This is a genomic window from Clostridium sp. JNZ X4-2, assembly GCF_054889485.1.
Map to the genome: position 1 here is coordinate 923,179 of NZ_CM142685.1, position 24,066 is coordinate 947,244.

Annotated in this window: 22 protein-coding genes and 2 pseudogenes; 18 read left to right on the top strand and 6 right to left on the bottom strand. The window is 39.0% G+C overall.

Annotated features, from left to right (window positions below; translation table 11 throughout):
- The 3 genes from ACYUJ6_RS04335 to ACYUJ6_RS04345 are packed head-to-tail and all read left to right on the top strand — an operon-like array spanning position 1 to position 3,928.
- Complete coding sequence (locus ACYUJ6_RS04335; protein ID WP_461844628.1) at positions 1-1,824, top strand: ASKHA domain-containing protein; 1,824 nt, start codon at positions 1-3, stop codon at positions 1,822-1,824.
- A 1-nt stretch (position 1,825) separates the two neighbouring features.
- Positions 1,826-2,839: an MtaA/CmuA family methyltransferase gene (locus ACYUJ6_RS04340; protein WP_461844629.1), complete on the top strand. Its 1,014-nt coding sequence runs from the start codon at positions 1,826-1,828 to the stop codon at positions 2,837-2,839.
- A gap of 51 nt (positions 2,840-2,890) precedes the next feature.
- Positions 2,891-3,928, top strand: a complete 1,038-nt coding sequence (locus tag ACYUJ6_RS04345) for an ABC transporter substrate-binding protein (protein WP_461844630.1) — start codon at positions 2,891-2,893, stop codon at positions 3,926-3,928.
- 48 nt (positions 3,929-3,976) lie between these two features.
- Here ACYUJ6_RS04345 and ACYUJ6_RS04350 read toward each other — a convergent pair.
- A pseudogene (locus tag ACYUJ6_RS04350) lies at positions 3,977-4,240 on the bottom strand (IS30 family transposase); the annotation flags it as partial.
- A gap of 333 nt (positions 4,241-4,573) precedes the next feature.
- On the opposite strand from ACYUJ6_RS04350, the gene ACYUJ6_RS04355 reads away from it, so the two are divergent.
- A complete protein-coding gene (locus ACYUJ6_RS04355) occupies positions 4,574-4,930 on the top strand; it encodes an HD domain-containing protein (RefSeq protein ID WP_461844631.1) in 357 nt (118 codons plus the stop codon).
- On the opposite strand, the gene ACYUJ6_RS04360 is transcribed toward ACYUJ6_RS04355, so the two are convergent.
- Both ACYUJ6_RS04360 and ACYUJ6_RS04365 read right to left on the bottom strand, forming a co-directional pair.
- A complete protein-coding gene (locus ACYUJ6_RS04360; RefSeq protein WP_461844632.1) occupies positions 4,910-5,128 on the bottom strand; it encodes an IS3 family transposase in 219 nt (72 codons plus the stop codon). The genes ACYUJ6_RS04355 and ACYUJ6_RS04360 overlap by 21 nt on opposite strands.
- Before the next feature lie 96 nt (positions 5,129-5,224).
- The gene (locus tag ACYUJ6_RS04365) at positions 5,225-5,464 is read right to left on the bottom strand and encodes a hypothetical protein (RefSeq protein ID WP_461844633.1); all 240 of its coding nucleotides are present in this window, start codon (positions 5,462-5,464) and stop codon (positions 5,225-5,227) included.
- A gap of 1,029 nt (positions 5,465-6,493) precedes the next feature.
- On the opposite strand from ACYUJ6_RS04365, the gene ACYUJ6_RS04370 reads away from it, so the two are divergent.
- The 5 genes from ACYUJ6_RS04370 (at position 6,494) to ACYUJ6_RS04390 (ending at position 14,644) form a co-directional block, all read left to right on the top strand.
- Positions 6,494-12,043 carry a beta strand repeat-containing protein gene (locus ACYUJ6_RS04370; RefSeq protein WP_461844634.1) on the top strand — a complete coding sequence of 1,850 codons (5,550 nt, stop codon included), beginning with the start codon at positions 6,494-6,496 and terminating at the stop codon, positions 12,041-12,043.
- Positions 12,044-12,242: 199 nt separating this feature from the next.
- Positions 12,243-13,112 carry a molybdate ABC transporter substrate-binding protein gene (gene modA / locus ACYUJ6_RS04375; protein ID WP_461844635.1) on the top strand — a complete coding sequence of 290 codons (870 nt, stop codon included), beginning with the start codon at positions 12,243-12,245 and terminating at the stop codon, positions 13,110-13,112.
- 217 nt (positions 13,113-13,329) lie between these two features.
- A complete protein-coding gene (locus tag ACYUJ6_RS04380; protein ID WP_461844636.1) occupies positions 13,330-14,031 on the top strand; it encodes a MotA/TolQ/ExbB proton channel family protein in 702 nt (233 codons plus the stop codon).
- A 31-nt stretch (positions 14,032-14,062) separates the two neighbouring features.
- Entirely contained in the window at positions 14,063-14,299 is a 237-nt protein-coding gene (locus tag ACYUJ6_RS04385; RefSeq protein WP_369705038.1) for a DUF2149 domain-containing protein, read from the top strand.
- Between the two features lie 24 nt (positions 14,300-14,323).
- Positions 14,324-14,644, top strand: a complete 321-nt coding sequence (locus ACYUJ6_RS04390) for a DUF2149 domain-containing protein (protein WP_461844637.1) — start codon at positions 14,324-14,326, stop codon at positions 14,642-14,644.
- Positions 14,645-15,009: 365 nt separating this feature from the next.
- Here the strand turns inward: ACYUJ6_RS04390 and ACYUJ6_RS04395 are convergent, their stop codons facing one another.
- From ACYUJ6_RS04395 to ACYUJ6_RS04405, 3 genes and pseudogenes are all read right to left on the bottom strand, one after another.
- Positions 15,010-15,201, bottom strand: coding sequence for a hypothetical protein (locus tag ACYUJ6_RS04395; RefSeq protein ID WP_461844638.1), 192 nt, complete (start codon positions 15,199-15,201; stop codon positions 15,010-15,012).
- Positions 15,202-15,352: 151 nt separating this feature from the next.
- Positions 15,353-15,832, bottom strand: a pseudogene (locus ACYUJ6_RS04400) (IS66 family transposase).
- Positions 15,833-15,920: 88 nt separating this feature from the next.
- Positions 15,921-16,199 (bottom strand): transposase domain-containing protein, encoded by a 279-nt coding sequence (locus ACYUJ6_RS04405; RefSeq protein ID WP_461844639.1) that lies wholly within the window; start codon positions 16,197-16,199, stop codon positions 15,921-15,923.
- Positions 16,200-16,426: 227 nt separating this feature from the next.
- On the opposite strand from ACYUJ6_RS04405, the gene ACYUJ6_RS04410 reads away from it, so the two are divergent.
- From ACYUJ6_RS04410 to trpA, 9 genes are all read left to right on the top strand, one after another.
- Positions 16,427-16,888, top strand: a complete 462-nt coding sequence (locus ACYUJ6_RS04410) for a DUF2975 domain-containing protein (RefSeq protein WP_461844640.1) — start codon at positions 16,427-16,429, stop codon at positions 16,886-16,888.
- A gap of 12 nt (positions 16,889-16,900) precedes the next feature.
- Complete coding sequence (locus tag ACYUJ6_RS04415; RefSeq protein WP_461844641.1) at positions 16,901-17,104, top strand: helix-turn-helix domain-containing protein; 204 nt, start codon at positions 16,901-16,903, stop codon at positions 17,102-17,104.
- A 459-nt stretch (positions 17,105-17,563) separates the two neighbouring features.
- The gene (trpE, locus tag ACYUJ6_RS04420) at positions 17,564-18,994 is read left to right on the top strand and encodes an anthranilate synthase component I (RefSeq protein WP_461844642.1); all 1,431 of its coding nucleotides are present in this window, start codon (positions 17,564-17,566) and stop codon (positions 18,992-18,994) included.
- A complete protein-coding gene (locus ACYUJ6_RS04425) occupies positions 18,994-19,584 on the top strand; it encodes an anthranilate synthase component II (protein ID WP_461844643.1) in 591 nt (196 codons plus the stop codon). The genes trpE and ACYUJ6_RS04425 overlap by 1 nt, the downstream gene beginning before the upstream one ends.
- On the top strand, positions 19,565-20,581 hold the full coding sequence (trpD, locus tag ACYUJ6_RS04430; protein ID WP_461844644.1) for an anthranilate phosphoribosyltransferase: 1,017 nt from the start codon (positions 19,565-19,567) through the stop codon (positions 20,579-20,581). Before ACYUJ6_RS04425 ends, trpD begins: the two co-directional genes overlap by 20 nt.
- Before the next feature lie 32 nt (positions 20,582-20,613).
- Complete coding sequence (trpC, locus tag ACYUJ6_RS04435; RefSeq protein ID WP_461844645.1) at positions 20,614-21,390, top strand: indole-3-glycerol phosphate synthase TrpC; 777 nt, start codon at positions 20,614-20,616, stop codon at positions 21,388-21,390.
- 20 nt (positions 21,391-21,410) lie between these two features.
- The gene (locus tag ACYUJ6_RS04440) at positions 21,411-22,043 is read left to right on the top strand and encodes a phosphoribosylanthranilate isomerase (RefSeq protein ID WP_461844646.1); all 633 of its coding nucleotides are present in this window, start codon (positions 21,411-21,413) and stop codon (positions 22,041-22,043) included.
- The gene (gene trpB / locus ACYUJ6_RS04445) at positions 22,043-23,218 is read left to right on the top strand and encodes a tryptophan synthase subunit beta (RefSeq protein WP_461845437.1); all 1,176 of its coding nucleotides are present in this window, start codon (positions 22,043-22,045) and stop codon (positions 23,216-23,218) included. Before ACYUJ6_RS04440 ends, trpB begins: the two co-directional genes overlap by 1 nt.
- A complete protein-coding gene (gene trpA / locus ACYUJ6_RS04450) occupies positions 23,218-24,012 on the top strand; it encodes a tryptophan synthase subunit alpha (protein WP_461844647.1) in 795 nt (264 codons plus the stop codon). Before trpB ends, trpA begins: the two co-directional genes overlap by 1 nt.
- Positions 24,013-24,066 lie beyond the last annotated feature (54 nt).

Consider the following 24,066-nt stretch of genomic DNA (forward strand, 5'->3'; position numbering starts at 1 on the left):
ATGGACAAAATTAAAATTCTATTTGAACCCATAGAAAAAGTAGTTTATGCAGATCCAGGAGAAAATTTGCTTCAGCTAGCTTTAAAAAATAATATTATCATAAATAATCCCTGTAACGGTAAGGGCATCTGTGGAAAATGCAGAGTAAAAATAAAAAGCAGGCATATATTACCTCCTACAGATAATGAAAGAAAATTTATACCTGAGACCTTGCTGGACAATGGTGTAAGATTAGCTTGTGGTATTAGGATATCAGGAGAGCTGGAGGTTGATATATCTAATAGTTATGAGAAGCAGGAAGATATACAGGTTCTTGAAACAGGAATGAAAGTTGACATTGGCATCAATCCATCCATAACAAAAGCTTATACTGAGCTGCCCAGGCCAAAACTTGACGATAACCGTACTTTGTTAAAGCGTTTTTCAGATACCGTGGGATATGACATTGATAAAAATTTTAATTTGGATATAATAAGGAATCTTCCAGAGGCCGTAGAGGAGGAATACAAGTTAACTGCAATATTGTACAATAATCATATAATAGGTGTAGAAACTGGAGATACATCAGGAAAAATCTACGGCGTGGCTGTAGATATAGGAACAACTACGGTGGTGGTTTCCATATTGGATATAAATACAGGAAAAGAAATTGGAACTGCAGCGGCGGCAAATTCGCAGCGTATTTATGGACAAGACGTAATATCCAGAATACAGTATGTGGAGAATGAAGAAAATTTATTCCAGCTCCAGGAACTTATAGTGAATCAGATAAACAACTTAATATTACAGGCGGCAGAAAAATCAGGAATTTCTCCGAAGAAAATATATGAAGTAGTTGTAGCTGCCAACAGCACTATGCTTCATCTGTTTCTTGGAGTCAAACCTCAGTCCATAGCTGTTTCGCCTTATACATCTGTTTTTAGAAAGGGATTTGAAGTGAAGGCTTCTTCTCTCAAGCTTAATAAGATTTCAGATTTCGGTATTGTATATATTATGCCCAGTGTTTCCAGCTATGTGGGAGCGGATATTGTTTCAGGTGTAATTGCTACAAAAATATCTGAAAGTAAAACTCCAAGTCTTTTGGTGGATATAGGAACCAATGGAGAAATAGTATTTGGCTCTAAGGATGGAATGGTGGCATGCTCCTGTGCTGCAGGACCAGCTCTTGAAGGAATGAATATAAGCTGCGGCAGTATAGCCATAGATGGAGCGGTAGAAAAGATTAAAATTGAAAAGGGCAGTATAGATTTAAAAGTCATTGGAGATACATATCCTAAAAGTATATGTGGAAGTGGAATTATAGATGTAATTTCACAATTTATAAAAAACTCCATTATTGAGTTAAATGGGAGATTTTCAAGAAAAATAAGTGAGGAGTATAAATCCAGTTTAAAAGCCAATGGGGAAAAGAGATTTTCTTTAATCAAAGATGACAGTGTGTATATAACACAAAAAGACATAAGACAGGTCCAACTTGCCAAAGGAGCTATTCTGTCTGCAATTCATGTTTTATTTAAAGAAATAAATATAGGATATGAAAAAGTTGATAAAGTGTATATTGCCGGGGCATTCGGGAAGCACCTCAGTTTGAAGAGTATTATACAAATTGGCCTCATGCCGGTGGAATTTGCAGAAAAAGTAGTTTTTGTAGGAAATACATCAAAGATGGGAGCAGTAAAATGTCTTTTAAATAAAGAATATAAGGCTAAAGCTGAGCTTGTTCTGGATAAGACTAAATATTTTGAACTTTCTGTTTATAAAGGATACGATAGACTTTTTATGGAAGATATGGCATTTCCAGCACCGTTGAAGGAGGAGATATAATATGTTTACACCTAAAGAAAGACTTAGGGCTGCAATAAATGGAAAAGAAGTTGACAGGCCTCCGGTTATATGTCCTGGAGGAATGATGAATTCCGCTATTGTGGATGTTATAAAAAACAGTGGAGTGAGTTTGCCGGAAGCCCATTGTGATTCCGAATTGATGGCTGATCTGGCATTTCAAATTCAAAATCAGACAGGATTTGAAAATTTTGGTATACCATTTTGTATGACTGTAGAGGCTGAAAGTAATGGCAGCAAGGTTGATTTTGGAGATATAGAATGTGAACCCAAGATTGTAAAAGAAAGGTTCCCAGACAGTAAAAGTGTAATATTTGAAGACATTGGTGAACTTTTGAAAAGGGGAAGGGTTCCAGTAGTTGTGAAGGCAGCCAGAAAATTATCCCGGGAACATCCTGATATTCCTGTAATAGTTACCCTTACTGGTCCCATAAGTTATGCTTCATCTATAGTTAAGCCCATGGCATTTTTTAAAGATCTCAGGAAAGATTCTGAAAACAGCTGCAAGGTGCTTGAGTATGTAGTAGAATTTTTAAAAGGTTTTATAACTCTTGCTGTTGAAAATGGAGCTGATGTTATTGCCTTTGCGGATCCTACTGCTACAGGTGAGATTCTTGGGCCTAAGATGTTTGAGAAATATGTGGTAAGGTATATGCCACAAGTGGTTTTAAAAGCTCATGATTTAGGTGCAAAGACCATACTTCACATTTGTGGGGATGTAAAACCTGTAAGACATCTTCTACCCGAAATTGGAGCGGATTTAATAAGCACCGATGCGGTGGTAAGTCTTTTCAAGCTGAAAAAGGAGTTTCCGGGAATCAAAACCATGGGTAATCTGAGTACCTTTCTTCTAAATGATGGACCCATTGATAAAATTAAAATTGGGACGAAAAAACTTGTAGAGGATAAAATAGATGTTATCGCTCCAGCCTGCGGCCTCAGTACATCAACCCCGCTAAAAAATATCAGGGCTTTTACTGACAAAATTAAAGAATGAAGATGAGATCCGGCTGGAGACATCATTATATTGGGAGTGAGGTGAGATAGTATGAGTAAAAGAAAAGTAGTGGTTACAAGATGTCCTATTGGGAGCGCCTCGGAGATTGCTCTGCAAAAAGGGTGGTTAAAAAGAGCTTATGATGAGGCTGGCGCAGATTTAGTGCTCCTTCAGAACATGGAGAAAAAAGAACATATAAAGCACTATACTCAGCAAGCACCTCTTGTGTTTAGAGAAGGAGGAAATATACCTCCAATTTGGGCTCAGTCCATTGGAAATAAAACAAAACTGATAGGTATGACATCTATAAATCAATCACATGCGATTTTGGTAAGAAATGACTCTCATATCACAGACGTAAAACAGCTAAAGGGCAAGAAATTATCCATTCCGAATTTCAACGTACAAAGGGTAGATTTTTGGAAAGCAATGGTTCTAAGAGGATATGAGACTGTATTGAATTCCTATGGAATAGACAAGTCAGAGGTAAATTTTATAAATCTTCATATTGAAGAAAAAAATAAGGCCAAAAGCGTTGGAAATGACGGCAAGTTTATTTTTGAGTTCCATAAGCCCAGAAATACTGTACTTCAACACAAGGAGGAGATTGAAGCTTTAAACAAAGGGGAAATTGATGCGTTTTTTGCACATGGAGCTCTAGTATATGAAATTGAGGACAAGGGACTTGCAAGGGTTCTCATAGATATATCAAAGACGAATCTGTTGAAGGTAAACAATGTATACCCTTCTGTAATAACGGTTAATGAAGAATTTAGCGAAAATAACAGAGATCTGGTAGTTATTTATATGAAGGAAATATTGCGTGCAGCTAAATGGGCGAAAAATAACAAAGATGAAGTTGTAGAAATATGTGCTAGAGGACAGTATGGCACAAGTATTGGAGAAATACTTGTAAGCAGGGAGAAAAACTTTAACTATAAATTTGAACCTTGCTTTTCAAAAGAAAATATAGACAATTTAAGATCCCAGAAAGATTTCTTACTCAAAAAAGGATTTATAAAAAAAGATTTCAGTATTGACAAATGGATAGATAAAAGTTTTTTAGAAGAAGCTAAGAAAGATTTATAACCGGTGAATTGCAAAAGTAAAATAGACTTTTTATTAAAATTGCAAAATGTGTTCTATATTTTCAGGATCTGAAAATTCACTCCCGTTGTCTGTCAATATAACAGGAAATAGCTTTTTGAAATATTGGGAACCAACAGAATTGTAAATTATCCTAAAACATTCAGTAACACTTTTTGAATCATTGGCATCTCTGAGCGGCATAATCATAAAAGACGTATCGACAAAATGAATTGTAAGCAAAACTTTTCCTCCTTTTTTACCTTCTACAGTATCCATTTGAACTACAGCTGTATCTTTATTTTCATTTTTAAAATTTACATAAGTAGATTAGACTGATTTGTGGATAAGGGTCTATTTTACTTTTACAATTAAGACTTACAACTGATTGGTCAATACTCGGAAAAGGGCGGTGGAAAACTGTATAAACACGTGTTATAATATTGACAAACAAGAATTTAGCAGCCAGCCGATATACTGAAAATTGTAATAATGGAGGAAATTAACACATGACTGTTTCACAAATTGCAACAAGGATGATTAAATATTCCAACGGAAATCTTCATGACATCAATCATTTTATGAAAGTATATGCTTATGTAAAAAACCATTGGAGAATGTGAGCAGCTGGACAGCAAAACACAAGCCGTGCTTGAAGTGGCCGCTATTATACATGATATTGCCTGCCCACTATGCCGCGAAAAATACGGGAATACCAACGGTAAGTATCAAGAAACGGAAGGTGCAATTTTAGCCAAAGAGTTTCTTAAGGGCTCCGGTTATTCCGATGAATTCATTGAACGTGTAATCTTTTTGGTTGAGCATCATCACACGCTGAAAGATATCGTAGGAATGGATTATCAGATTTTGATAGAAGCTGATTATCTTGTAAATGCGGACGAAAGCAATTATTCGGAAGCAAATATCCGTAATGTGATGGAGCGCATCTTTAGGACTGAAACTGGTATTTCCTTGCTTCAATATTCATCTAACAATTTTTACTGAAACTGTACAGCCTTCTTTTGCTAACATACCATAAATACGACGGTAACCATAGCACCCTTTATTTCCTGTGAATATTTTGCTTATATGGTTACGTAATTGGGCATATTTATCTGGTTTAGATAAGATGTTTTCTTGTTTAGCGTTGGATGCAACTGAACCTTCTTCTAAAGTTTCTGGTTGGATATTTTTATCATTCATCAATGCAATCGTACCTTTCCGAAGATACTTTTTCCGCCAAGCATAAATGCTAGCCCTAGTATAACCAATATCTTCTGATACTGATTTTATACTTTCTCACAATTCAAAGCAACGATGTAATGCATCCATTTTTACTTCAACTGGTGGATTTCGTGGATGAGTTTTAGTATTGGTGAGTTCAAGTATCTTTCTTTGTTTTTTAGGATTGCGCTCATCATGAACCCAGTCGTATAAGGCTTTTTTTGTAGGATACCCTAATGTCTGCACAGTTTTTGTTACAGATCTGCATTGATGATATAGTTTCAATGCGATATTAACTTTTTCTTGAGAATACATCTTTCAGAAGCTCCTTTCGGAACTCTAAGGGAGTCCAACTTTAAGTCTGCACCTCCCTCTCTTCATACTGTAAAATAATTACTTGCTAAGTTGTTAAATGGTCACAGTTTATGAAAATTGCCAATCATACTGACTTTAAATTTCTCTGCAATTTACTCATTTCGAAATAAACCCATTGTTTATTTTTTATCAGAATATCTATTTCTTATCTCCTCATGTATACTATACATTTTTTTATGATCAGTTACAACTGATTCAATATGAGAAATAATGTCACCACTTCCTAATCCAAGCACAGATCAAGTTGTAACTTTCTGTTCCATTACTACAGGTACCCCAACCCTTCATATGTAGAAAATATAAATTACAAAATTGTATTACTATGTCATGTTATGTCATGTTATGTAATTACAAAATTGTACTGTTATGTCATGTTATATGATATAATATAATTACAAAATTGTACTGTTATGGCACGTGATATAATTTAGTACAAAAATATCCTTGTATGTTTATTTTTGTACTAAGTTATATCTTTTAGGGAGGGATACAAATTGAAACAAAAGTAAAAAAGAGAGCATATTTGTCTTTTTAAATTTTTTGTATTTTTGAAACGTGATGCTTTATTTTCAAACCAATTTTTATGTACAAGCTTCTATAGCTGTGATTTGTTGAGAGTTTATCCGATCGCTACCATTGCTAACACCCCCATTGCACACAGCGAAAGCGACTATCATCAAATCAAAGATTTGAGATATCTGCTTTTCTATCAAAGTGGGGGATAAGCACTGCTACGCGCCTGGATAACGATTTCTAAGCATCAGGTGGAGTCAAAACTCCATCTGATGCAAAGAACTCTGTTTATAAATATATCAACGATGGTAGTAATTACAAGATTTTTGTGGCCCAATCAAAATATAATTAATATGTATTTAATTAATAAAGAAATACGTATTGATCTTATAGATTTCGAATGAATTTAATATTATTAATTTATGGTAAATCATAAGAAAAATGGGGGGAAGTCTTATGTGTAAAAGTATTATTCCCAATGTGGGAAGAAACATTAGACGATATAGTGCTCGACTTTTTACATTTCTACTTATATTTGTAATGCTTTTCAGTAATACCGCACAGGTTTGGGCGGATACAGCACCGCCTTATTCATATCCGGATGATACGTCGGTTGTGGGAGGTAGCACTATTAATAATGCATCATTAATAGGTGTTTATTTAAGTGATGCGTCTAATTCTGACTATAGTTCTTCGAGTGGCAATTATAATGCTAGTAGGGAATTGAAAGCAGGAATACCTAATAATGCTTCATATCCTGCTAGTCAATTCAATGGTGCAGACGGAAATGGAGTAGACCTCTTACCTAATTTTCAAATTGCATTCAATGAAAATATCCTTGGTAAGTCAGATCAATATAGCAACTATACTAACAACAAAGGTCTAATAACACTGGTAAAAGTAAATGACGATGCGACAGAAAGCAGTGTAGCTAGTAATGTTACTATGAATAAGAGTCTTAATGGAAGCCTTTTTGTTTCTCCAACAACAAAATTGGAACCTAGCACTTCTTATAAAGTAAAAGTAAGTTCAGGTATCACGGCGGACCAAACACCTGTTACATTAACAACCAATGCGTATGAAATCTTGTTCAAGACTAAAGCATTGGCACCTTCATTAGATACGACCAGCGGTTCTAATGTGGCACCTTCATCAGATATTACAGGCGTCACATTAGATAGGACCAGCGCTTTTATTGATGTCGGTGGCACCAGCCAGCTTACAGCTACGGTAGCTCCGGCGGATACCGCGAATAAAGGTGTCACATGGGCTTCGGACAACACAGCCGTAGCCACAGTTGATGCAACCGGTACTGTCACCGCAATAGCGGCAGGTACAGCAAACATTACTGTCACTACAGCTGACGGGGGATTTACGGCGAATTGCGCCGTCACCGTTCAAGCGGCATCTTCGACACCTTCATCAGATATTACAGGCGTCACATTGGATATGACCAGTACTTCTATTAATGTCGGCGGCACCATCCAGCTTACAGCTACGGTAGCTCCGGCGGATACCGCGAATAAAGGTGTCACATGGGCTTCGGACAACACAGCCGTAGCCACAGTCGATGCAACCGGTACTGTCACCGCAATGGCGGCAGGTACAGCAACCATTACTGTCACTACAGCTGACGGGGGATTTACGGCGAATTGCGCCGTCACCGTTCAAGCGGCATCTTCATGGAGGCTTAGTGTCAAGAATATTAAATCAACTACTCTGACATTAAACTGGCCACAATCGGCTAATCCAGATATAAACACTTATGAAGTGTTTAATGATATTACAAAGATAGCTACTTGCACAAAAACTGACTCGGAGTACAATGTCACTGGTTTAACTGCCGGCACAGATTATACGTTTACCGTCAAGGCTTTGGACATCGATGGTAAAGAATTGGGCAGTATTACTGCGAAAACGAAGACTTTGCCGGCCCCAAACTTTACACTTGCGGTGGTCGGCCCGGATTCCGGTAAAATCGGCGACACGCTTACAGTCGAGGCGACGATCAACTCGGAAGTGGACGCGTACGGCTTTAAGGCAACGTTTAAAGACCCTTCCGGTATCAATACGTCTTACGGCAAGATAATGCCGGATCTAACTGCCACTCAAGACGCAAACAGCGGGATAAGCGGTCTGACGGTGGATACCCCGATAGACGGATATGTGAGTTTTGCCTGTGATCCGGTGGAGCAAACGAAGGTTATCACCGCCGGCACACCGCTTACTCTTATCTTGAAGTTTAAGGTAGTCGGCACGGCGAAGTCGGCGACGGAAGACCTTACTGTCAACGTCGGCAGTTTGGAAAACCAGCTGGTGCTGTTCACGGATCCAGGTGAAACCAGCGCAGAACTTGACACCTATACCAAAATCTGTGACGCAGTAGCGGCGGGCAAGGCCTTGATCGCTTTACTCAGCGGTTCCTCCGCCAATCTGCATACTTTATTTTCCGCCAGCGTGGTGTTTGACACGCCTACCGCCAATGTTGGCGGCAAGGAACAGTCCACTACGGTCACTGCAAAGATTACGGCACCCACCGATAAGGACGTGTACGGATTTGAAACAAGAATCATGTATTATAGCAATAAAAACCTTGCATCGGATTTACAATTGGATCCTGTCGCGACTGAAGCGGCCAACGCCGGAATTTTGGAGGGAAAGTTGAATGTCATCGTTTTGGCTTTAAATAGTCAACCATTTTATGGCGCGACGATATGGGTCGAATCGGACGGAGTGACCCCTATTATTAAAAAGAGTGAGATGCTTGATCTCAAGCTGGTGTTCAAAATACTGCCTTCCGACAGCGAGGGTACGCGTAAGGTCACCGTTTCACCCTGTATGGTGCTGTTCACCGATCCGTCCATATGCGCGAAAGCCACGGGCGATGGTCTGACGACGATAGACGTTGATAACGCTAACATGGTATCAGCTCAGGAAAGCCTCGGGACCATTGCTATCGCTGGATCTACGGACGGAAGTATAACGCTGACGAGGGCAATCACCAGCCTTACCATGTCTTCCGTCTCCGGCAAAGCCGGTTCTTACAACTTAAGCACTCCGGCCGACGTGCTGACGTTTGCGGACGCGGTCAATACTTTGGGCTATACCGCTATCAACGCTACTATAAAAAACGATATTGACATGACAGGAACGGCCTTCGCCGGTATCGGCACGAAGGAGCATCCGTTTGTAGGAACGATTTCAGGCGGGAATCACACGATCAAAATTGCCCGCGTGGTAACGGACGGAGGCTCGGACGTCGGCGGTTTGGTCAACTACTTGGGTAGCGGAGGTGTTCTTACCGGTGTATCGGTGGCAGGTACCATTACCGGCGCCTTCGGAGGCACCAACGTCGGAGGTCTTGTGGGCGTATCCACCGGTAGTAGCATCACCCCGACAATCACAAGCAGCGTGTCGATATCCGGCACAGCCTCTGAGGGAGCGAATATCGGCGGCATCGTCGGATTCTCGAACTATGGCGGTGGCGCTTACAGCAAAACAATATACAATGGCAGTATTTTCGTCACGGCGGCACAAGGCAGTAACGTCAACGTCGGCGGCATCGCGGGCACGTTTGACGGGACGGGTCAGACCACCGACTCTAACCGGCAGATGTACCATTGCTACAATAATGGCAATATCAGCGGCGGAACCAACACAGGGAGTATCGTCGGTTCCATTAAAAACGGCATTATCAAGGAAAGCGGCAACGGCGTCTACGACCCAGTCGGTAAACTATGGAGCGGCGGCGGTGCAGTCAGCGGCGTCGGCAATACCGGCGGCGTCGCCGGGCAGGCCACAGGCACGACGTTCAACACCGTATTCAACACCGGCGCGGTCAGCGGTTCCGGCGGCAGTACCGGCGGCATCGTCGGTGCCATTTACGGCACTGGCACAAGTGTTTTGCAATCGTACAATAACGCCGCGGTCACCGGTTCGGATGCTTCTGCCGGCGGAATTGTCGGCAAAAACGACTCCTCCGACTCGTCCATCGCAGCTAACTTCAATCTCGGCAGCGTCACCGCAGCGGACTCCAAGCTGAATGCAGGAGGGATTGTCGGCAAGGACACAGCGGCTCCGGCGGTTTATACGGGCAATTACTATATTAAGACCGGCTCGATCAATTCGGACATTGGCGATGGGCTAGACAATACGACCTTTACGGATGGTAGCGGGAATTCCAACGCAAACAGTGTCTCCAACCCCGATAGCTTCTCTCTTACGAAAGTAAGTTCAAGTTCGCCCGGTATATACATCTACAATTCGGAGCCGCCTCTTACCGACGCGGACGGGACTTATTTGCTGTCAACGGTGGGCGACATCCTCTGGTTCTCCCAGACCGTAAACAATAATGTCGAATCAGGCACGCAAAACAAGATTAACGGCCGTCTTGTGAACAACATTGATATGTCCAAAGTGCCGTCGGCGCAATTCTCGGGAATAGCAAGAATCGACGGCCCAGTTTATACTTATTACGCCGGCACGTTCGATGGCGCGGGATATACAGTGACTATCAAAAATTCCTCGCTCTTCGGCGGCTGCGAAGGCGCTACGATTAAAAACCTGACTGTTGACGGCTCGCTTAACTTTACTGGGCCTGTCGGCGGCGGAGGTATCGCCAATACAATCAGTAACGGCCTCATCGAAAATTGCCACAACAAAGCGGATATCAACTCAACCGACGGCATGAACGGCGGTATTGCGTATATGGCGACGAACAGTACCATTTCGAACTGCACGAACAGCGGCAATATCACGGGAGGCAAACGTGGCTATATCGGCGGCATTGTCGGCAATATCAACGGCGATTCGGATATTATTAACTGCGTAAACTCAGGCAATATCACCGGCGAATTAACAATCGGCGGCATCGCCGGGGAAACCTCAGGCATGGATGGAACCGTCAACTTCATCAACTGCAGCAACACAGGAAAAGTCATCTCAATAGCTCATACATCGTCGGGTGGGACGGGAATATACAATCCGCCTTATATGAACGCCGCCGGCGGAATACTCGGTGGTGCAATTGACATCACCGTGAATGTCGAAGGCTGTCAAAACTCCGGTGTCGTCACGGGCACGGCGAATAACCTAGGCGGTATCGTCGGCGTTGCAGGCCCCTCATGGAGCATCTATGGCGACACGAGCATAAAGATTACGGACTCCACCAACTCTGGAAAGGTAATCAGCACGGTTGACCCCAATGCCGTGGATGATAGCTATTATGGGATTCCGAGTCCGATTAACCCAGATTATATCAACGTCGGCGGCATTATGGGCAGTGCCGCACAGGGCCTAAGCGGGCTGGACATCTCAGGCAACAACAGTTTCGGCGAAGTCGATAAGGGCATCGCCACAAACGGAAGCCCAATTGTCGGCTCGGGCGACCATGCCGGTATCGGCGACAACAATACTTCTAGCGATAATCCAACTGGTGGTAACAATCCAACTGGAAATGATAATTCAACTGGTGGTAACAATCCAAATGGAAATGATAATTCAACTGGTGGTAACGATTCAACTGGAAATGATAATCCACCTGGTGGTAACAATTCAACTGGAAATGATAATCCAACTGGTGGTAACAATCCAACTGGAAATGATAATCCAACTGGAGACAACAATCCAACAGGTAATAACAATCTAAAGGGCAATAGCAATCCAATTGGAGTAAATCCATCTGTTTCTGGTACGTTAGTAGCATCGAACAGCCCTAATACTGCACCGATAACAGACAAATCGGTTACAGCGTCGAACCCAGCACCCATGCAAACAAACACGGTAAAAAAACCAGCACCTGTAGAAGATGCCAGCAATACCTCGGGCAAATCGACAGCAGTATCCGAAAAAGCAGCGAAACCAATTTCAAAAAGTGAGGCCATTTACGAGGTCGTCAAGGATGCAATCCAAAATAATCCGATCATCATTAGAGTACTACTTCTATTTATTGTTATCCTAGCGGGTCTAGGAGGATTTAGGCGATACAGAAAAAGCCGCCAGCAGTAAACGCTTCGGGAATTGATAAAAATAAGATAAAATGTGCTTAACTTAGCTTTCAACGTGCACCGCTGTTAAACGATACACGTTGAAAAGATATATATTTTCTTAGTCCAGATTAGCACAATTATAGAGTGCCTTAAGCCTTCATAACAAATGCCTTGATTCATGGCACATTTACAAAAAAATTATTAAGGAGTGATAAATAATGAAATTCAATAAACTTTCAAAGTTCGTTTCATCCTTTGCGCTGAGCTTAGTACTAATGCTGGGCTTCGTGACTCCTGCATTTGCGGCGTCCACCGACACCAATTCAACAACAACGCTTAATTTAATGGCAGCTGCCAGCATGCGTTATTCCCTTGGCCAGCGGGCGGACGGAGCGTATCCGAGCGGCACCCTGCTAAGAGCGTTTGAGGACCAGAATGCCAACATAAAGGTTAATGTGACCTATGACAGCTCCGGAAATCTGCTTAATCAGATGATAGCGGATCCCAATCACAGCGCCGATATTTTCATCTCTGCGGACTTGGCGCGAATGAATTCTGCGGTCACTGCAAATATCATACAAGCTGATACGGTATACAATTTGCTTAATAATAAATTGGTGCTCATCGCAAATCCAAACACCGGTCTTACAGAAAACAGCCTTCCATATTCAGACGTATTAGGTTGGTTGAATGATAATCCCGGCAAGACAATTGCCATTGGAGACCCGGCTGTCGTACCGGCAGGAACCTACACAAAGCAGGTATTCGATGCCATCGACAGCACTACATGGGATGACATTTTAACTCATGCAACGCTATATAGCAATGTTACCAATGTGCTGGACGCTGTTACTCGTAATGTGAACCAACTCGGTTCTGTCTATGCAACTGACGCTAAAACTCAACCCCAGCTTACCGTGTTAGCTACCGAAGATGTTAATATCATCTATCCTATCGGCATCACGAATGCTGCCATGGGTGATGATGCCAGATCAACAGCATCCCAAGCACTTGTTGATTTGCTAAAAGCAGATATCGTTAACCCAGACGGTGTTTTCCAAACCGCTGGATTTAGCCCTGCGCAGTAATAGTTAAGAATAGTTAAAAAGGCATTTGTTATAAGGCAATAGGGTATTCTATCATTGTGCTAATCAAACCACAGCGTTTGTCTCACAATAATAAACAAACGCTATCGTTCGGGAATTGATAAAAATAAAAGTTTTACATTTAAGAAAAAAAGGATAGTCGGTTAGCTCTCAAATTGAAACTAACCAACTACCTTATCACGAAAATTTGGAGGTTATTATGATAGGAAATTTTTTAAGAAATATTCTTCACACTTTCGGCCAAGGCATTCTCAACCCTTGTATGGTTGTCCTGCTTATTATGATTGTCATCACAATCTGGCAAATTGGGGATTTCCTAATGGAGTACATCATAGAACGTAGTAAAATGAAAGAAGACATTCCAGAACTGTTAAAGAAGATCAACCGCGTGGGGAAAGAAAGTGCCCTACAAATTATCAAGGACAGCAAACTGCTTAAGCGTCAGAAACAGCTTGCCGTAAAACTAACTGAGGCCGAAAATATGCCAGAAAATTCTCTGGCAGCCTATGCGCAAAAACTAATAAGCATAGAAGACGCTTATTATCGGAAAATTATGGCGCCTACTGATCTAATCGCCAAACTGGGGCCAATGATCGGCCTGCTGGGCACTTTGATTCCATTGGGCCCCGGAATCGTAGCCCTGGGGAAGGGCGATATCAAGACTCTTTCCACCTCTATCGGCGTCGGTTTTGATACGACCATATCCGGAGTATTCGTCGCAGCGATTTGTTTCTCAATTTCCTATTTGAGAGGTCACTGGTATGAGGGTTATATCAGCACCAATGAAGCTATCCTAGAAAGTTTGATGGATAAAATCATTGATGTTCCTGATAAGCTAATCGGCTTAATTGATGAGAAAGGAATGAAAAAAAGCTATGAGAAAAAGATTAATCAAGCCTAGAAGAAAGTATAACCGGCAGGCAATTAGCCCGATGGAAAGCGTGGTCAATTTAATTGACATCATGCTGATTTTCGCCTGCGGCTTAATGGTTTCAATTGCTTCTCTCTGGAATATTAACATGAATGCGAGTAACCAGATTAACAAGACAAAGAGTAATAGTTATCAAGATATGGGACAGGTTTATGAAGATCCGGTGACAAAAAAAATGTATATTATTAAGCCTGCGGAAAGTAAAAGCAAAGATACTTCTAAAACCGGGGCCAAGTAATTTATACAGCAAAAGGAGAAGATTATGTTGAACAGAGGACGACTTCAATCCAAAAGAGCCAGTTACAGGGAAGAGATAAATCCAATGGAAAGCTTGGTAAATCTGGTTGATGTTATGCTTGTTTTTATCTGTGGGCTTTTACTTTCAATTATTATTTTCTGGAATATAAACATGAAAAACCTGGTGATCATTTTAGACCAAAAACAGCTTATAAAGATCAACAATCCGAAAGAATTAACCACGCAGATGAAAGATAAAAGTTCAAGTGGCAGTGTAGGATCTGCCGTTTTGGACCCCAAGACAGGAAAAATTTATATTGAGAAGCCACAGCCACAGAAAAAATAACATTGTGAAAAAATGAATAGGTTTGGATTCAGAAGTTGAGCCGATAAAAACTATCATATTTAAGTATAAGCTCACATGATGATAGTCATTAAAATTGCTCAATTTCTGAAACAAGCTATAGAACGATGCCGCGTTGCAACTACTAGTATATCTTATGTCATATGTTATAAAAGTTGCTTGTTCATTAAGAAAAACTTTATCTTTATTATAAAAAAATGTATAGACATTAAGTTTAGTACACAAAAAATGTCGTCCATAGGTTTGTGTAAAATAGAATAGACAGAATAAAATTTATTTGGAAATTGCTATAGGATTAAGCTCCTGTAGTAATTTTTATTTTTTAGGGAATAACTAATAATAGTGTGTTATAACTTTCTGATAATGTAAACGGTAAACCATATGTACTTACATAAATATAGCCGCCATTTATGGCGGCAGAAAAAACTATTGGTTCTGTTTTTACATTCAAGTGGAAGTTTTTCGAACCACGGAAGAAGGTCATTAAGAAAATCAAGGTTAGTATCTTCCATATGCTTCGAAATTTCTGTAAGAAGCAATTCGAAGTAATTATAAGGTTTTAAATTATTTGATTTTGCTGTTTCTCTGCCGAGAGCCCGCTTAATAAGCCTTCTACTCTATAAATAACGGCTATCTGTTTCAATGAGTCATACGCAAGTGTTCCTTTGGCTTTTTCTTTTCCGAGAGCCTTTACAACATTTGCAAAACGGCGTCTTGCATGACTCTTATCTTATTTCTCGTATAATGACTCCAGCAGCCTGAAATTTTCAAGTCTTCACGTTCTTTCTCCAAACTATGATAAACCTGATATCCATCCGTAACAACTATGCCAGAGTAATTTTTTAAGAATTCACGCAGATGGCTGGTGTTACGTGTCTTCTGATACTCATACAGCACAATTGGAACTGTATTGTGCAGGTACACCCACATATAGCTCTTAGCACCGGCAGCACGTCCATCTTTGCTTACGCAAACTGGAGTTTCATCAGCTTGCAGTACATGGCTATTGTATATCTCTTTATGAAGCCGATCATAAAGAAGCCAAAGGTATCTATCAGCTCACTAAATTGTCCAATTAGCCATGACCTGTCTGCTAAGAATCACATCATTTCTTGAAAATTCCTGTTCCAAGCGGTACAAAGGTATGGCATTGACATATTTGCTGTTCATTATAGCAGCTTCCAATGAAGGTGTAACAATACTATTACACAGAAGATCGGCTGGCCTTTTATAAACTTCATCAAGAATACGTCTCCATTTATTTTCGTTCCTCCAGCTCTTCTTCCGATAATTCGTGGTTGATGACTATGACAGGAAGTTCCCTTAAATCTTCATCACATTTGCCTTTTGCTTTCTTACGTTTATATGGTTTTGGGCAGACTTCTCCCAGTTTAGGTTCTACAACAAATTTATTAAAAATAGTAACTTCAGCTTCATTGAAACACATTTCCAATTGACCATCGTAAACCATCTTCTCTGAGGAACGGCCAAATTGTTTATGTTTAGAAATTTTTAGCTGTTCCAAAATCAAGTCCATATTTTGATTTACCTGTTCCAGTTTATCATTTATAGATTAATTGATATTTATATTTTAATATGGTTATATTTTTATTTCAATTAACATTACAAAGTGTCACCTCGTCTTTCAATTAACCATATTTTAAAAATATATATTTAAAGACAACAAAAGTATATTGAATATCAATAAAAATAGTATTATAATACAATAAACAAATAAATTTTATTAAATGGGGGTTATATATTATGTTTGATAAAAACTTTAGTTCCATTATAACTTTTTTATGTGTACTTCTCAATATTTTTTTTGTAATGGCAATAATAGCATTAATATCAATACCAGGATTTTTATGGCTTGGCATAACAATAAAAAGTCTTGTTTTTGCAGAAATAGATTCTTTAATATGTTTATTAATAGTTTATGAATTAAAAAATGCAATCGGAAGGATTAAAGAGGATAAAGCTTTTGTCATGGATAATGTAAAGGGCTTTACAAAAGTGGGGATTTATATCTTCCTATTGGGTGTTGCATATATGATAAATGATATAATGAATGGAAGTTTGAGAATGATATTTGCATTTAATAAGGATGGATCCCTTAAGTTGGATATTTTTGCGTTTATAATAATGGGATGTGCTTCTATAGTTGTGGCTCAGGTGTTAAAGAAGGCAATCCAAATAAAGAGTGAAAATGATCTAACTGTTTAGGTGGTATGTAGAATGGCTATTATAGTTAATTTGGATGTAATGATGGCAAAAAAGAAAATATCCCTTTCACAGCTTGCAAAAAACATTGGAATTACAAATTCAAATCTGTCTATATTGAAAAATAACAGGGCAAAAGCAATGAGATTTTCCACACTGGAGGCAATCTGCAGGGAGCTTCAATGTCAGCCTGGAGATTTACTGGAATATAAGGACTAAAGATCTTATAGTAAAGATAGTAAAACTTTATGTTGACAATGTGAAAAAAGAAGTATAATATATAAAACAAGTTAATTGTTAAAGCTTATGAGAAGAAAGAGTAAATAGAGGAATTTAGTTTAAGCGAACCTGGGATAGTGTGAGCCAGATACTGTAGCCTGTATTGAATGGGTCTTTGAAGTGCCATGCGAAATTAATAGTAGCAGCAGTCGGTGGTCTACCGTTAAAAGGATAGGGTATCGAGTAAAATCTGTACCTTAATGAGATAGTTTATATTTAGGTGGTATAACGAGATTTTGCATTTCGTCCTTTAGGATGGAGTGTTTTTTTATTTTATAAAATTCTACGGGTATAAACTAACATGGGTGGCACCGCGGTCATTTCGTCCCAATTTAAGGATGAAATGACCTTTTTTGTATTTTGTTTTAAATTAGAACCAAAATTGAGAGAGGCGATAATATGGTAAGTTTATCTGAAAAAGAGTTTTATGATTACAGGAACTTAAAAAAGAAGTTTCCTGTATTTATGAAAATCAATGGAGATGAAATTACTCCAATCGGTATTTACTATAATTTAAATGGAAAAAACAAGTTCTTGCTGGAGAGCATATATTCTGAAAATGAAATAGGAAGGTATTCCTTTGCAGGTGTGGATCCTTATATGAAAATAAAAAGTTATGGAAATAACATATCCGTAGAAGATAAAAATGGATTGAAAAATGTAAATGGAAAAATACTTGATTATGTGAAAAAATATCTGAATATGCCCTATGAAACATTCGGACTTTCCATACCATTTACAGGAGGGGGCGTAGGCTATGTAGGCTATGATGTGATAAGGCAGTATGAGAAATTACCCTTTGAAAACAAAGATGAGCTTGAAACACCAGAATCTTATATAATGTTTTATAAAAAGTTTGTCTGCTATGATCACTTCAAACATGAAATCTATTTGATTTACAATGTTACAGAAGATGAGGACACAAATTATAATGAAGTGCAGGTGCAGTTGGAACAACTGAAAAATGTGATAATGAAAGGTAACGGGATGCACCAGCTTGAAGAAAAAAATTATAAAAAAGATATTACTTCCAATATAACAAGAGAAAAGTACAGAAGTATGGTGGAAAAGGCAAGGGAGTATATAAAGGCAGGTGATATATTTCAGGTGGTTTTATCTCAAAGGCTTAAATTAAAAAACACTTCAAACCCCTTTGATGTATATAGAAGGCTCAGAACAAAAAATCCATCTCCGTACTTATTTTATATTGATTTTGGAGAATTTAAAATAGCCGGTTCATCACCGGAAAGTCTTGTATCGGTAAAAGATGGGAAAGTAGTTACCAACCCCATAGCAGGTACAAGACCAAGGGGTAAAAATGCAGAGGAAGATGCAGAACTTAAAGAGGAATTGCTAAAGGATGAAAAGGAAAGGGCAGAACATGTTATGCTGGTTGATCTGGGTAGAAATGATATAGGTAAAATAAGTGAATTTAGCAGTGTAAAGTTAGACAAGTTTATGGGTGTGGACTTTTATTCACATGTAATGCATATAGTTTCAAAAGTATCAGGGAAACTCAAAAAGAATTTCGGGTGCATAGATGCTCTTGTATCCTGCCTGCCTGTGGGAACAGTATCAGGGGCTCCAAAGATAAGGGCCATGGAAATAATTGACGAACTGGAAAGCAGCAAAAGGGGAATTTATTCTGGAGCTGTAGGATATTTTTCATTTAATGGAAATATGGATACCTGTATTGCCATAAGAACCATATTGTTTAAAGGGGGTTATGCCTATGTTCAATCCGGTGCGGGCATTGTCTATGATTCTGTTGCCGATAGTGAATATGAAGAAACATTAAATAAGGCCAGTGCCATGATAGAGGTGATATGATGATACTTTTGATAGATAATTATGATTCTTTTACCTATAATCTTTACCAGTATATTGGAGAAATATATGAAGATATAAAGGTAATTAGAAACGATGAAATATCTCTGGAAGAAATAAAAAATCTAAATCCTATAGGGATAATATTGTCACCGGGACCGGGTATACCTGAAAATTCGGGCATATGCATAGACACTGTAAAAAAATTTGGGGGACAGATCCCAATACTTGGTATATGTCTGGGCCATCAAGCTATAGGGTGTGCTTATGGTGGCAAGGTGGTAAGGGCGGAGAATATAATGCATGGAAAAACATCCAGAGTGATTTTAAAACAAAATGAGATATTTCAGAATTTAGAAGAGAAGGTAAATGTGATGAGGTATCACTCTCTGGTAATAGAAAAAAACAGCCTGCCGGAAGAACTTGATGTGATTGCGGAAAGTCTTGATGATAAGGAAATAATGGGAGTGAAACATAAGAAGTATGAAGTTTACGGACTTCAATTTCATCCGGAGTCAATTCTAACGGAAAGTGGAAAGATAATTATAAAAAATTTTGTGGAGGGGATTTGCAATGCTTCAGGAAATAATTAAAAAGATAATAGATGAGGAAGATTTAAAAGAGGAAGAAGCCTATAATGCCATGGATGAAATTATGCGTGGAAAGGCAGCCAATTCTCAGATAGGGGGTTTTTTAATAGCTCTTAGAATGAAGGGTGAAACTTCAGAGGAGATAACGGGATTTGCAAAGGCCATGAGAGACAATGCGGTGCCTTTAAAACTTCATTCCCATTATGTTATTGATACCTGTGGAACCGGTGGAGATGGGGGAAGAACTTTTAATATATCAACCACGGCTGCAATAGTGGCAGCCGCTGCAGGAGTAAAGGTTGCAAAACATGGCAACAGGGCTGTGTCAAGTAAAAGCGGCAGTGCGGATGTACTTGAAAAACTGGGATTCAATATAAACTTAAAACCGGAAGACGCCAAAAAATGCATTGATGAAAAGGGAATGGCATTTTTATTTGCACAGAGATATCACAGTGCCATGAAAAATGTAGCCGGTCCCAGGAGGGAACTGGGTACAAGGACAGTGTTCAACCTGCTGGGTCCGCTTACAAATCCCGCCTTTGTAAAAGGACAGGTACTTGGAATATATGATAAAAGTCTTACGCATGTGGTGGCAGAAGTGCTTATGAATTTAGGATGTGAAAGAGCCATGGTGGTTTGTGGAGAAGATGGGCTTGATGAGATAAGCACCACATCCCAAACTTATGTAAGTGAACTTAAAAATGGAGAAATATCGGATTATAAAATAAATCCAGAAGACTTTGAAATGAGTTTTTCTAGTATTTCTGACATAGCAGGTGGTACAGCTTATGAAAATGCACAGTCCATACTTGAAATTCTTCAAGGCAGTAAGGGACCTAAAAGGGATATTGTGCTTATAAACAGCGGTGCGGCCCTTTATGTGGGAAAGGCCTGCGAAAGCATGGCAGAGGGAATAGATATGGCAAAAGAAATTATAGACTCAAAAAAAGCTTATAAAAAGATGAAAGAACTTGTAGATTACAGCAGGAGCACTAACTAAAAATAAAATTGTATGGGGGAGATGGAAGATAAATGATACTGGAGGATATAGTGGCAAAAAAGATATCTCAGATTCAGTTGGAAAAGAGTGACATACCTTTAGAAAAGCTTATGGAAAGCTGCAGAGATGGAGTTACAAGAGATTTTAAAAAATCACTTGATAAAAAGAAAATATCAATTATTGCAGAAATAAAAAAAGCATCCCCTTCAAGAGGAACTATATTAGAAGATTTTGATGCTGTAAAAATAGCAGGAATATATGAAAATATGAATGTAGATGCGGTATCTGTGCTTACTGAAAAAAATTTTTTCAAAGGAAGGGATTCATATATAAAGGAAGTTAAAAAAGTAAATTCAAAACCTGTTTTGAGAAAGGATTTTATAGTTGATCCATACCAGATATATCAGTCAAAAGCCATAGGTGCAGATGCTGTGCTGCTTATAACTGCTGTTTTAAAGAATAAATTGAAGCAATATTATGATCAGGCAAAAAAAATTGAGCTTCAATGTCTGGTGGAAGTGCATAATAGGGAGGAACTTGAGATTGCCCTGGAAGCTGGATGTGATGTTATAGGCATAAATAATAGAAACCTAAAGGATTTTACAGAGAATTTAAAAAATACGGAAAAGCTTATAAAAAATGTGCCTGAGGAGATTACTGTGGTATCTGAAAGTGCAATAAAAAATACGGAAGATGTAAAATATCTGGAAAGCCTTGGTGTAAATGCAGTTCTAATAGGAGAAACATTTATGAGAAATATAACAAATGTGTCCATGTTAAATGGATTTGTAAAAAGTGTAAAAGCATGAAATGTTAGAGGAGGTGCTCTGTGACTTTAGTAAAAGTGTGTGGAATAAGAAGAAGTGAGGATATAGAATTTTTAAATAAATTGCTTCCGGACTATGCAGGTTTTGTGTTCTGTAAAAGTAAAAGAAAGGTAATCCCTGATGAGGCAGGAGATCTTATTAAAAACTTGGACAGCAGAATTAAAAGGGTGGGGGTTTTCAAAGACAACGATGTGGGCGAAGTAATTGATACAGCCAGGCATTTGAAGCTGGATGCAGTTCAGTTACATGGAGCTGAAGATGAAGAATATTTGAATAGTTTAAGTCATTTTAATATCTGGAAAGCAGTTCATGTAGAGGTAAATCAGGTGTCCAAAAGGGATATTCAACAGAGAATACGCAGCACATGTAAGTTAGGTATTAAAGCTGTGCTGCTGGACAGCAGTGTAAAAGGTAAAAGTGGAGGCACTGGCATAAGTTTCAACTGGAATGTGTTAAAGGATTTGGATATAGACAAAAAACTTGTTCTGGCAGGAGGGCTGAATCCGGAAAATATTGCCCGGGCCATAAAAATTGTAAAACCTGATGTGGTGGATGTATCAGGTGGTGTTGAGGACAATGGAATAAAGAACTTTGAAAAGATGAAAAAATTTATAGGAAAAGTGAGGAGTTTATGATGGATGGAAGATTTGGAAAGTTCGGAGGACAGTATGTACCCGAAACTATAATGAATGCAGTTATAGAATTGGACAGGGAATTTAATGAGGCCATAAAAGATGAAAAGTTTATGGAGGAATATAAATATTATCTCAAGGAATATGTGGGAAGAGAAAATCCACTGTATTTTGCTGAAAATATGACAAAAAATCTTGGGGGTGCCAAGATATATCTTAAAAGAGAAGATTTAAATCATACTGGAGCACATAAAATAAACAATGCTTTGGGACAGGTACTTCTTGCCAGGAGAATGGGCAAAAAAAGAGTAATAGCTGAAACAGGTGCAGGACAGCATGGAGTGGCAACTGCAACAGTTGCTGCCATATTCGGCATGAAATGTGAGATATTCATGGGTGAAGAGGATATAAGAAGGCAGGCTCTCAATGTATTCAAGATGAAAATACTGGGGGCCAAAGTCACTTCTGTAACTACAGGAACAGGGACACTAAAAGACGCAGTAAATGAGGCTATGAGAAACTGGGTCTCCAATATAGAAGATACTTTTTATGTAATAGGCTCTGTAATGGGTCCTCATCCATATCCCACAATGGTGAGGGATTTTCAAAGAGTTATTGGAGATGAAGCCAGAAGGCAGATTTTGGAGAAGGAAGGAAGGCTTCCCGACTATATTATAGCTTGTGTAGGCGGAGGGAGTAATTCCATGGGTATTTTTTATCCTTTCGTAGAAGATGATTCCGTAAAGCTGGTTGGAGTGGAAGCTGCAGGAAAAGGCATTGATACAAAGGAGCATGCAGCTACTATAGAAAAGGGATCTGTGGGGGTAATTCATGGAATGATGACCTATGTACTGCAGGATGAAGATGGACAAATACTTCCTGCTTACTCCATATCAGCAGGACTTGATTATCCTGGAGTGGGACCTGAACACGCTTATTACAATGATGTAAAAAGAGCCACTTATGAATCTGCTACAGATAAAGAGGCAGTGGAGGCATTTATCTATTTGTCAAAGCTGGAGGGAATAATTCCAGCTCTCGAAAGTGCCCATGCAGTGGCCTATACCAGGAAATTGGCTCCAAAACTGGACAAAGACAAAATAATCATCGTAAATTTGTCAGGAAGAGGAGACAAGGATATAAATACTATAGCAGCTATAATGGGGGTGGAATTATAATGAACAGGATAGATTTGAAATTTGAACAATTAAAGGAAAAAGGGGAAAAGGCATTGATACCTTTTATAACAGCAGGTGATCCGGACTTGGAAACTACCGTAGAAATTGTACTTGCCATGGAAAAGGCAGGGGCGGATATAATAGAACTTGGAGTGCCTTACTCGGATCCGCTGGCAGATGGTGTTACTATACAGGAATCTTCAAACAGGGCACTTAAAAATGGAGTCAAGATATTTAAAATAATGAATACAGTAGAAAAAATAAGGAAAAAGACACAGGTACCATTGGTATATCTTGTCTATTATAGTTCCATATTCAAATATGGAATGGAGAAGTTTATAAAAGAATGCAGCAGCTGTGGTATAGACGGCCTTATAATACCGGATCTTCCCATAGAGGAGAGAAAAGACATTATAATAATTGGGAAGAAATATGGAGTGTATCTTATTCCACTGGTAGCGCCTACATCAAAGGAAAGAATAGAAAAAATAGTAAGGGGAGGAAGAGGGTTTGTATACTGCGTTTCCGTAAACGGAGTTACAGGTGCAAGGAATGCTATAAATACTGATATAAAAGAATACATGAAAATTGTTTCAAGCTATACTGATATACCCAAGGCACTTGGATTTGGAATATCCTCAGCAGCTATGGCAGCAAAATTCAAACCATATTGTGAAGGGATAATTGTAGGCAGTGCATTGATTGACAGGATAGCAGAAGGCAAAAACAAAGAGGATATACTGGATAGTGTGAAAGCATTTATTGGAGAATTAAAAAATGGCTTGAAACAGTGATTTGATTCGGTGGCTGAAGGAATCTCCCGAATAAAAAGACTTCCTATGATTTTT

Coding starts and splice junctions, on each gene's coding strand:
- ACYUJ6_RS04335 (WP_461844628.1), top strand. CDS start 1: ATGGACAAAATTAAAATTCTATTTGAACCCATAGAAAAAGTAGTTTAT.
- ACYUJ6_RS04340 (WP_461844629.1), top strand. CDS start 1,826: ATGTTTACACCTAAAGAAAGACTTAGGGCTGCAATAAATGGAAAAGAA.
- ACYUJ6_RS04345 (WP_461844630.1), top strand. CDS start 2,891: ATGAGTAAAAGAAAAGTAGTGGTTACAAGATGTCCTATTGGGAGCGCC.
- ACYUJ6_RS04360 (WP_461844632.1), bottom strand. CDS start 5,128: ATGAATGATAAAAATATCCAACCAGAAACTTTAGAAGAAGGTTCAGTT.
- ACYUJ6_RS04365 (WP_461844633.1), bottom strand. CDS start 5,464: ATGTATTCTCAAGAAAAAGTTAATATCGCATTGAAACTATATCATCAA.
- ACYUJ6_RS04370 (WP_461844634.1), top strand. CDS start 6,494: ATGTGTAAAAGTATTATTCCCAATGTGGGAAGAAACATTAGACGATAT.
- modA (WP_461844635.1), top strand. CDS start 12,243: ATGAAATTCAATAAACTTTCAAAGTTCGTTTCATCCTTTGCGCTGAGC.
- ACYUJ6_RS04380 (WP_461844636.1), top strand. CDS start 13,330: ATGATAGGAAATTTTTTAAGAAATATTCTTCACACTTTCGGCCAAGGC.
- ACYUJ6_RS04385 (WP_369705038.1), top strand. CDS start 14,063: ATGGAAAGCGTGGTCAATTTAATTGACATCATGCTGATTTTCGCCTGC.
- ACYUJ6_RS04390 (WP_461844637.1), top strand. CDS start 14,324: ATGTTGAACAGAGGACGACTTCAATCCAAAAGAGCCAGTTACAGGGAA.
- ACYUJ6_RS04405 (WP_461844639.1), bottom strand. CDS start 16,199: ATGGACTTGATTTTGGAACAGCTAAAAATTTCTAAACATAAACAATTT.
- ACYUJ6_RS04410 (WP_461844640.1), top strand. CDS start 16,427: ATGTTTGATAAAAACTTTAGTTCCATTATAACTTTTTTATGTGTACTT.
- ACYUJ6_RS04415 (WP_461844641.1), top strand. CDS start 16,901: ATGGCTATTATAGTTAATTTGGATGTAATGATGGCAAAAAAGAAAATA.
- trpE (WP_461844642.1), top strand. CDS start 17,564: ATGGTAAGTTTATCTGAAAAAGAGTTTTATGATTACAGGAACTTAAAA.
- ACYUJ6_RS04425 (WP_461844643.1), top strand. CDS start 18,994: ATGATACTTTTGATAGATAATTATGATTCTTTTACCTATAATCTTTAC.
- trpD (WP_461844644.1), top strand. CDS start 19,565: ATGCTTCAGGAAATAATTAAAAAGATAATAGATGAGGAAGATTTAAAA.
- trpC (WP_461844645.1), top strand. CDS start 20,614: ATGATACTGGAGGATATAGTGGCAAAAAAGATATCTCAGATTCAGTTG.
- trpB (WP_461845437.1), top strand. CDS start 22,043: ATGGATGGAAGATTTGGAAAGTTCGGAGGACAGTATGTACCCGAAACT.
- trpA (WP_461844647.1), top strand. CDS start 23,218: ATGAACAGGATAGATTTGAAATTTGAACAATTAAAGGAAAAAGGGGAA.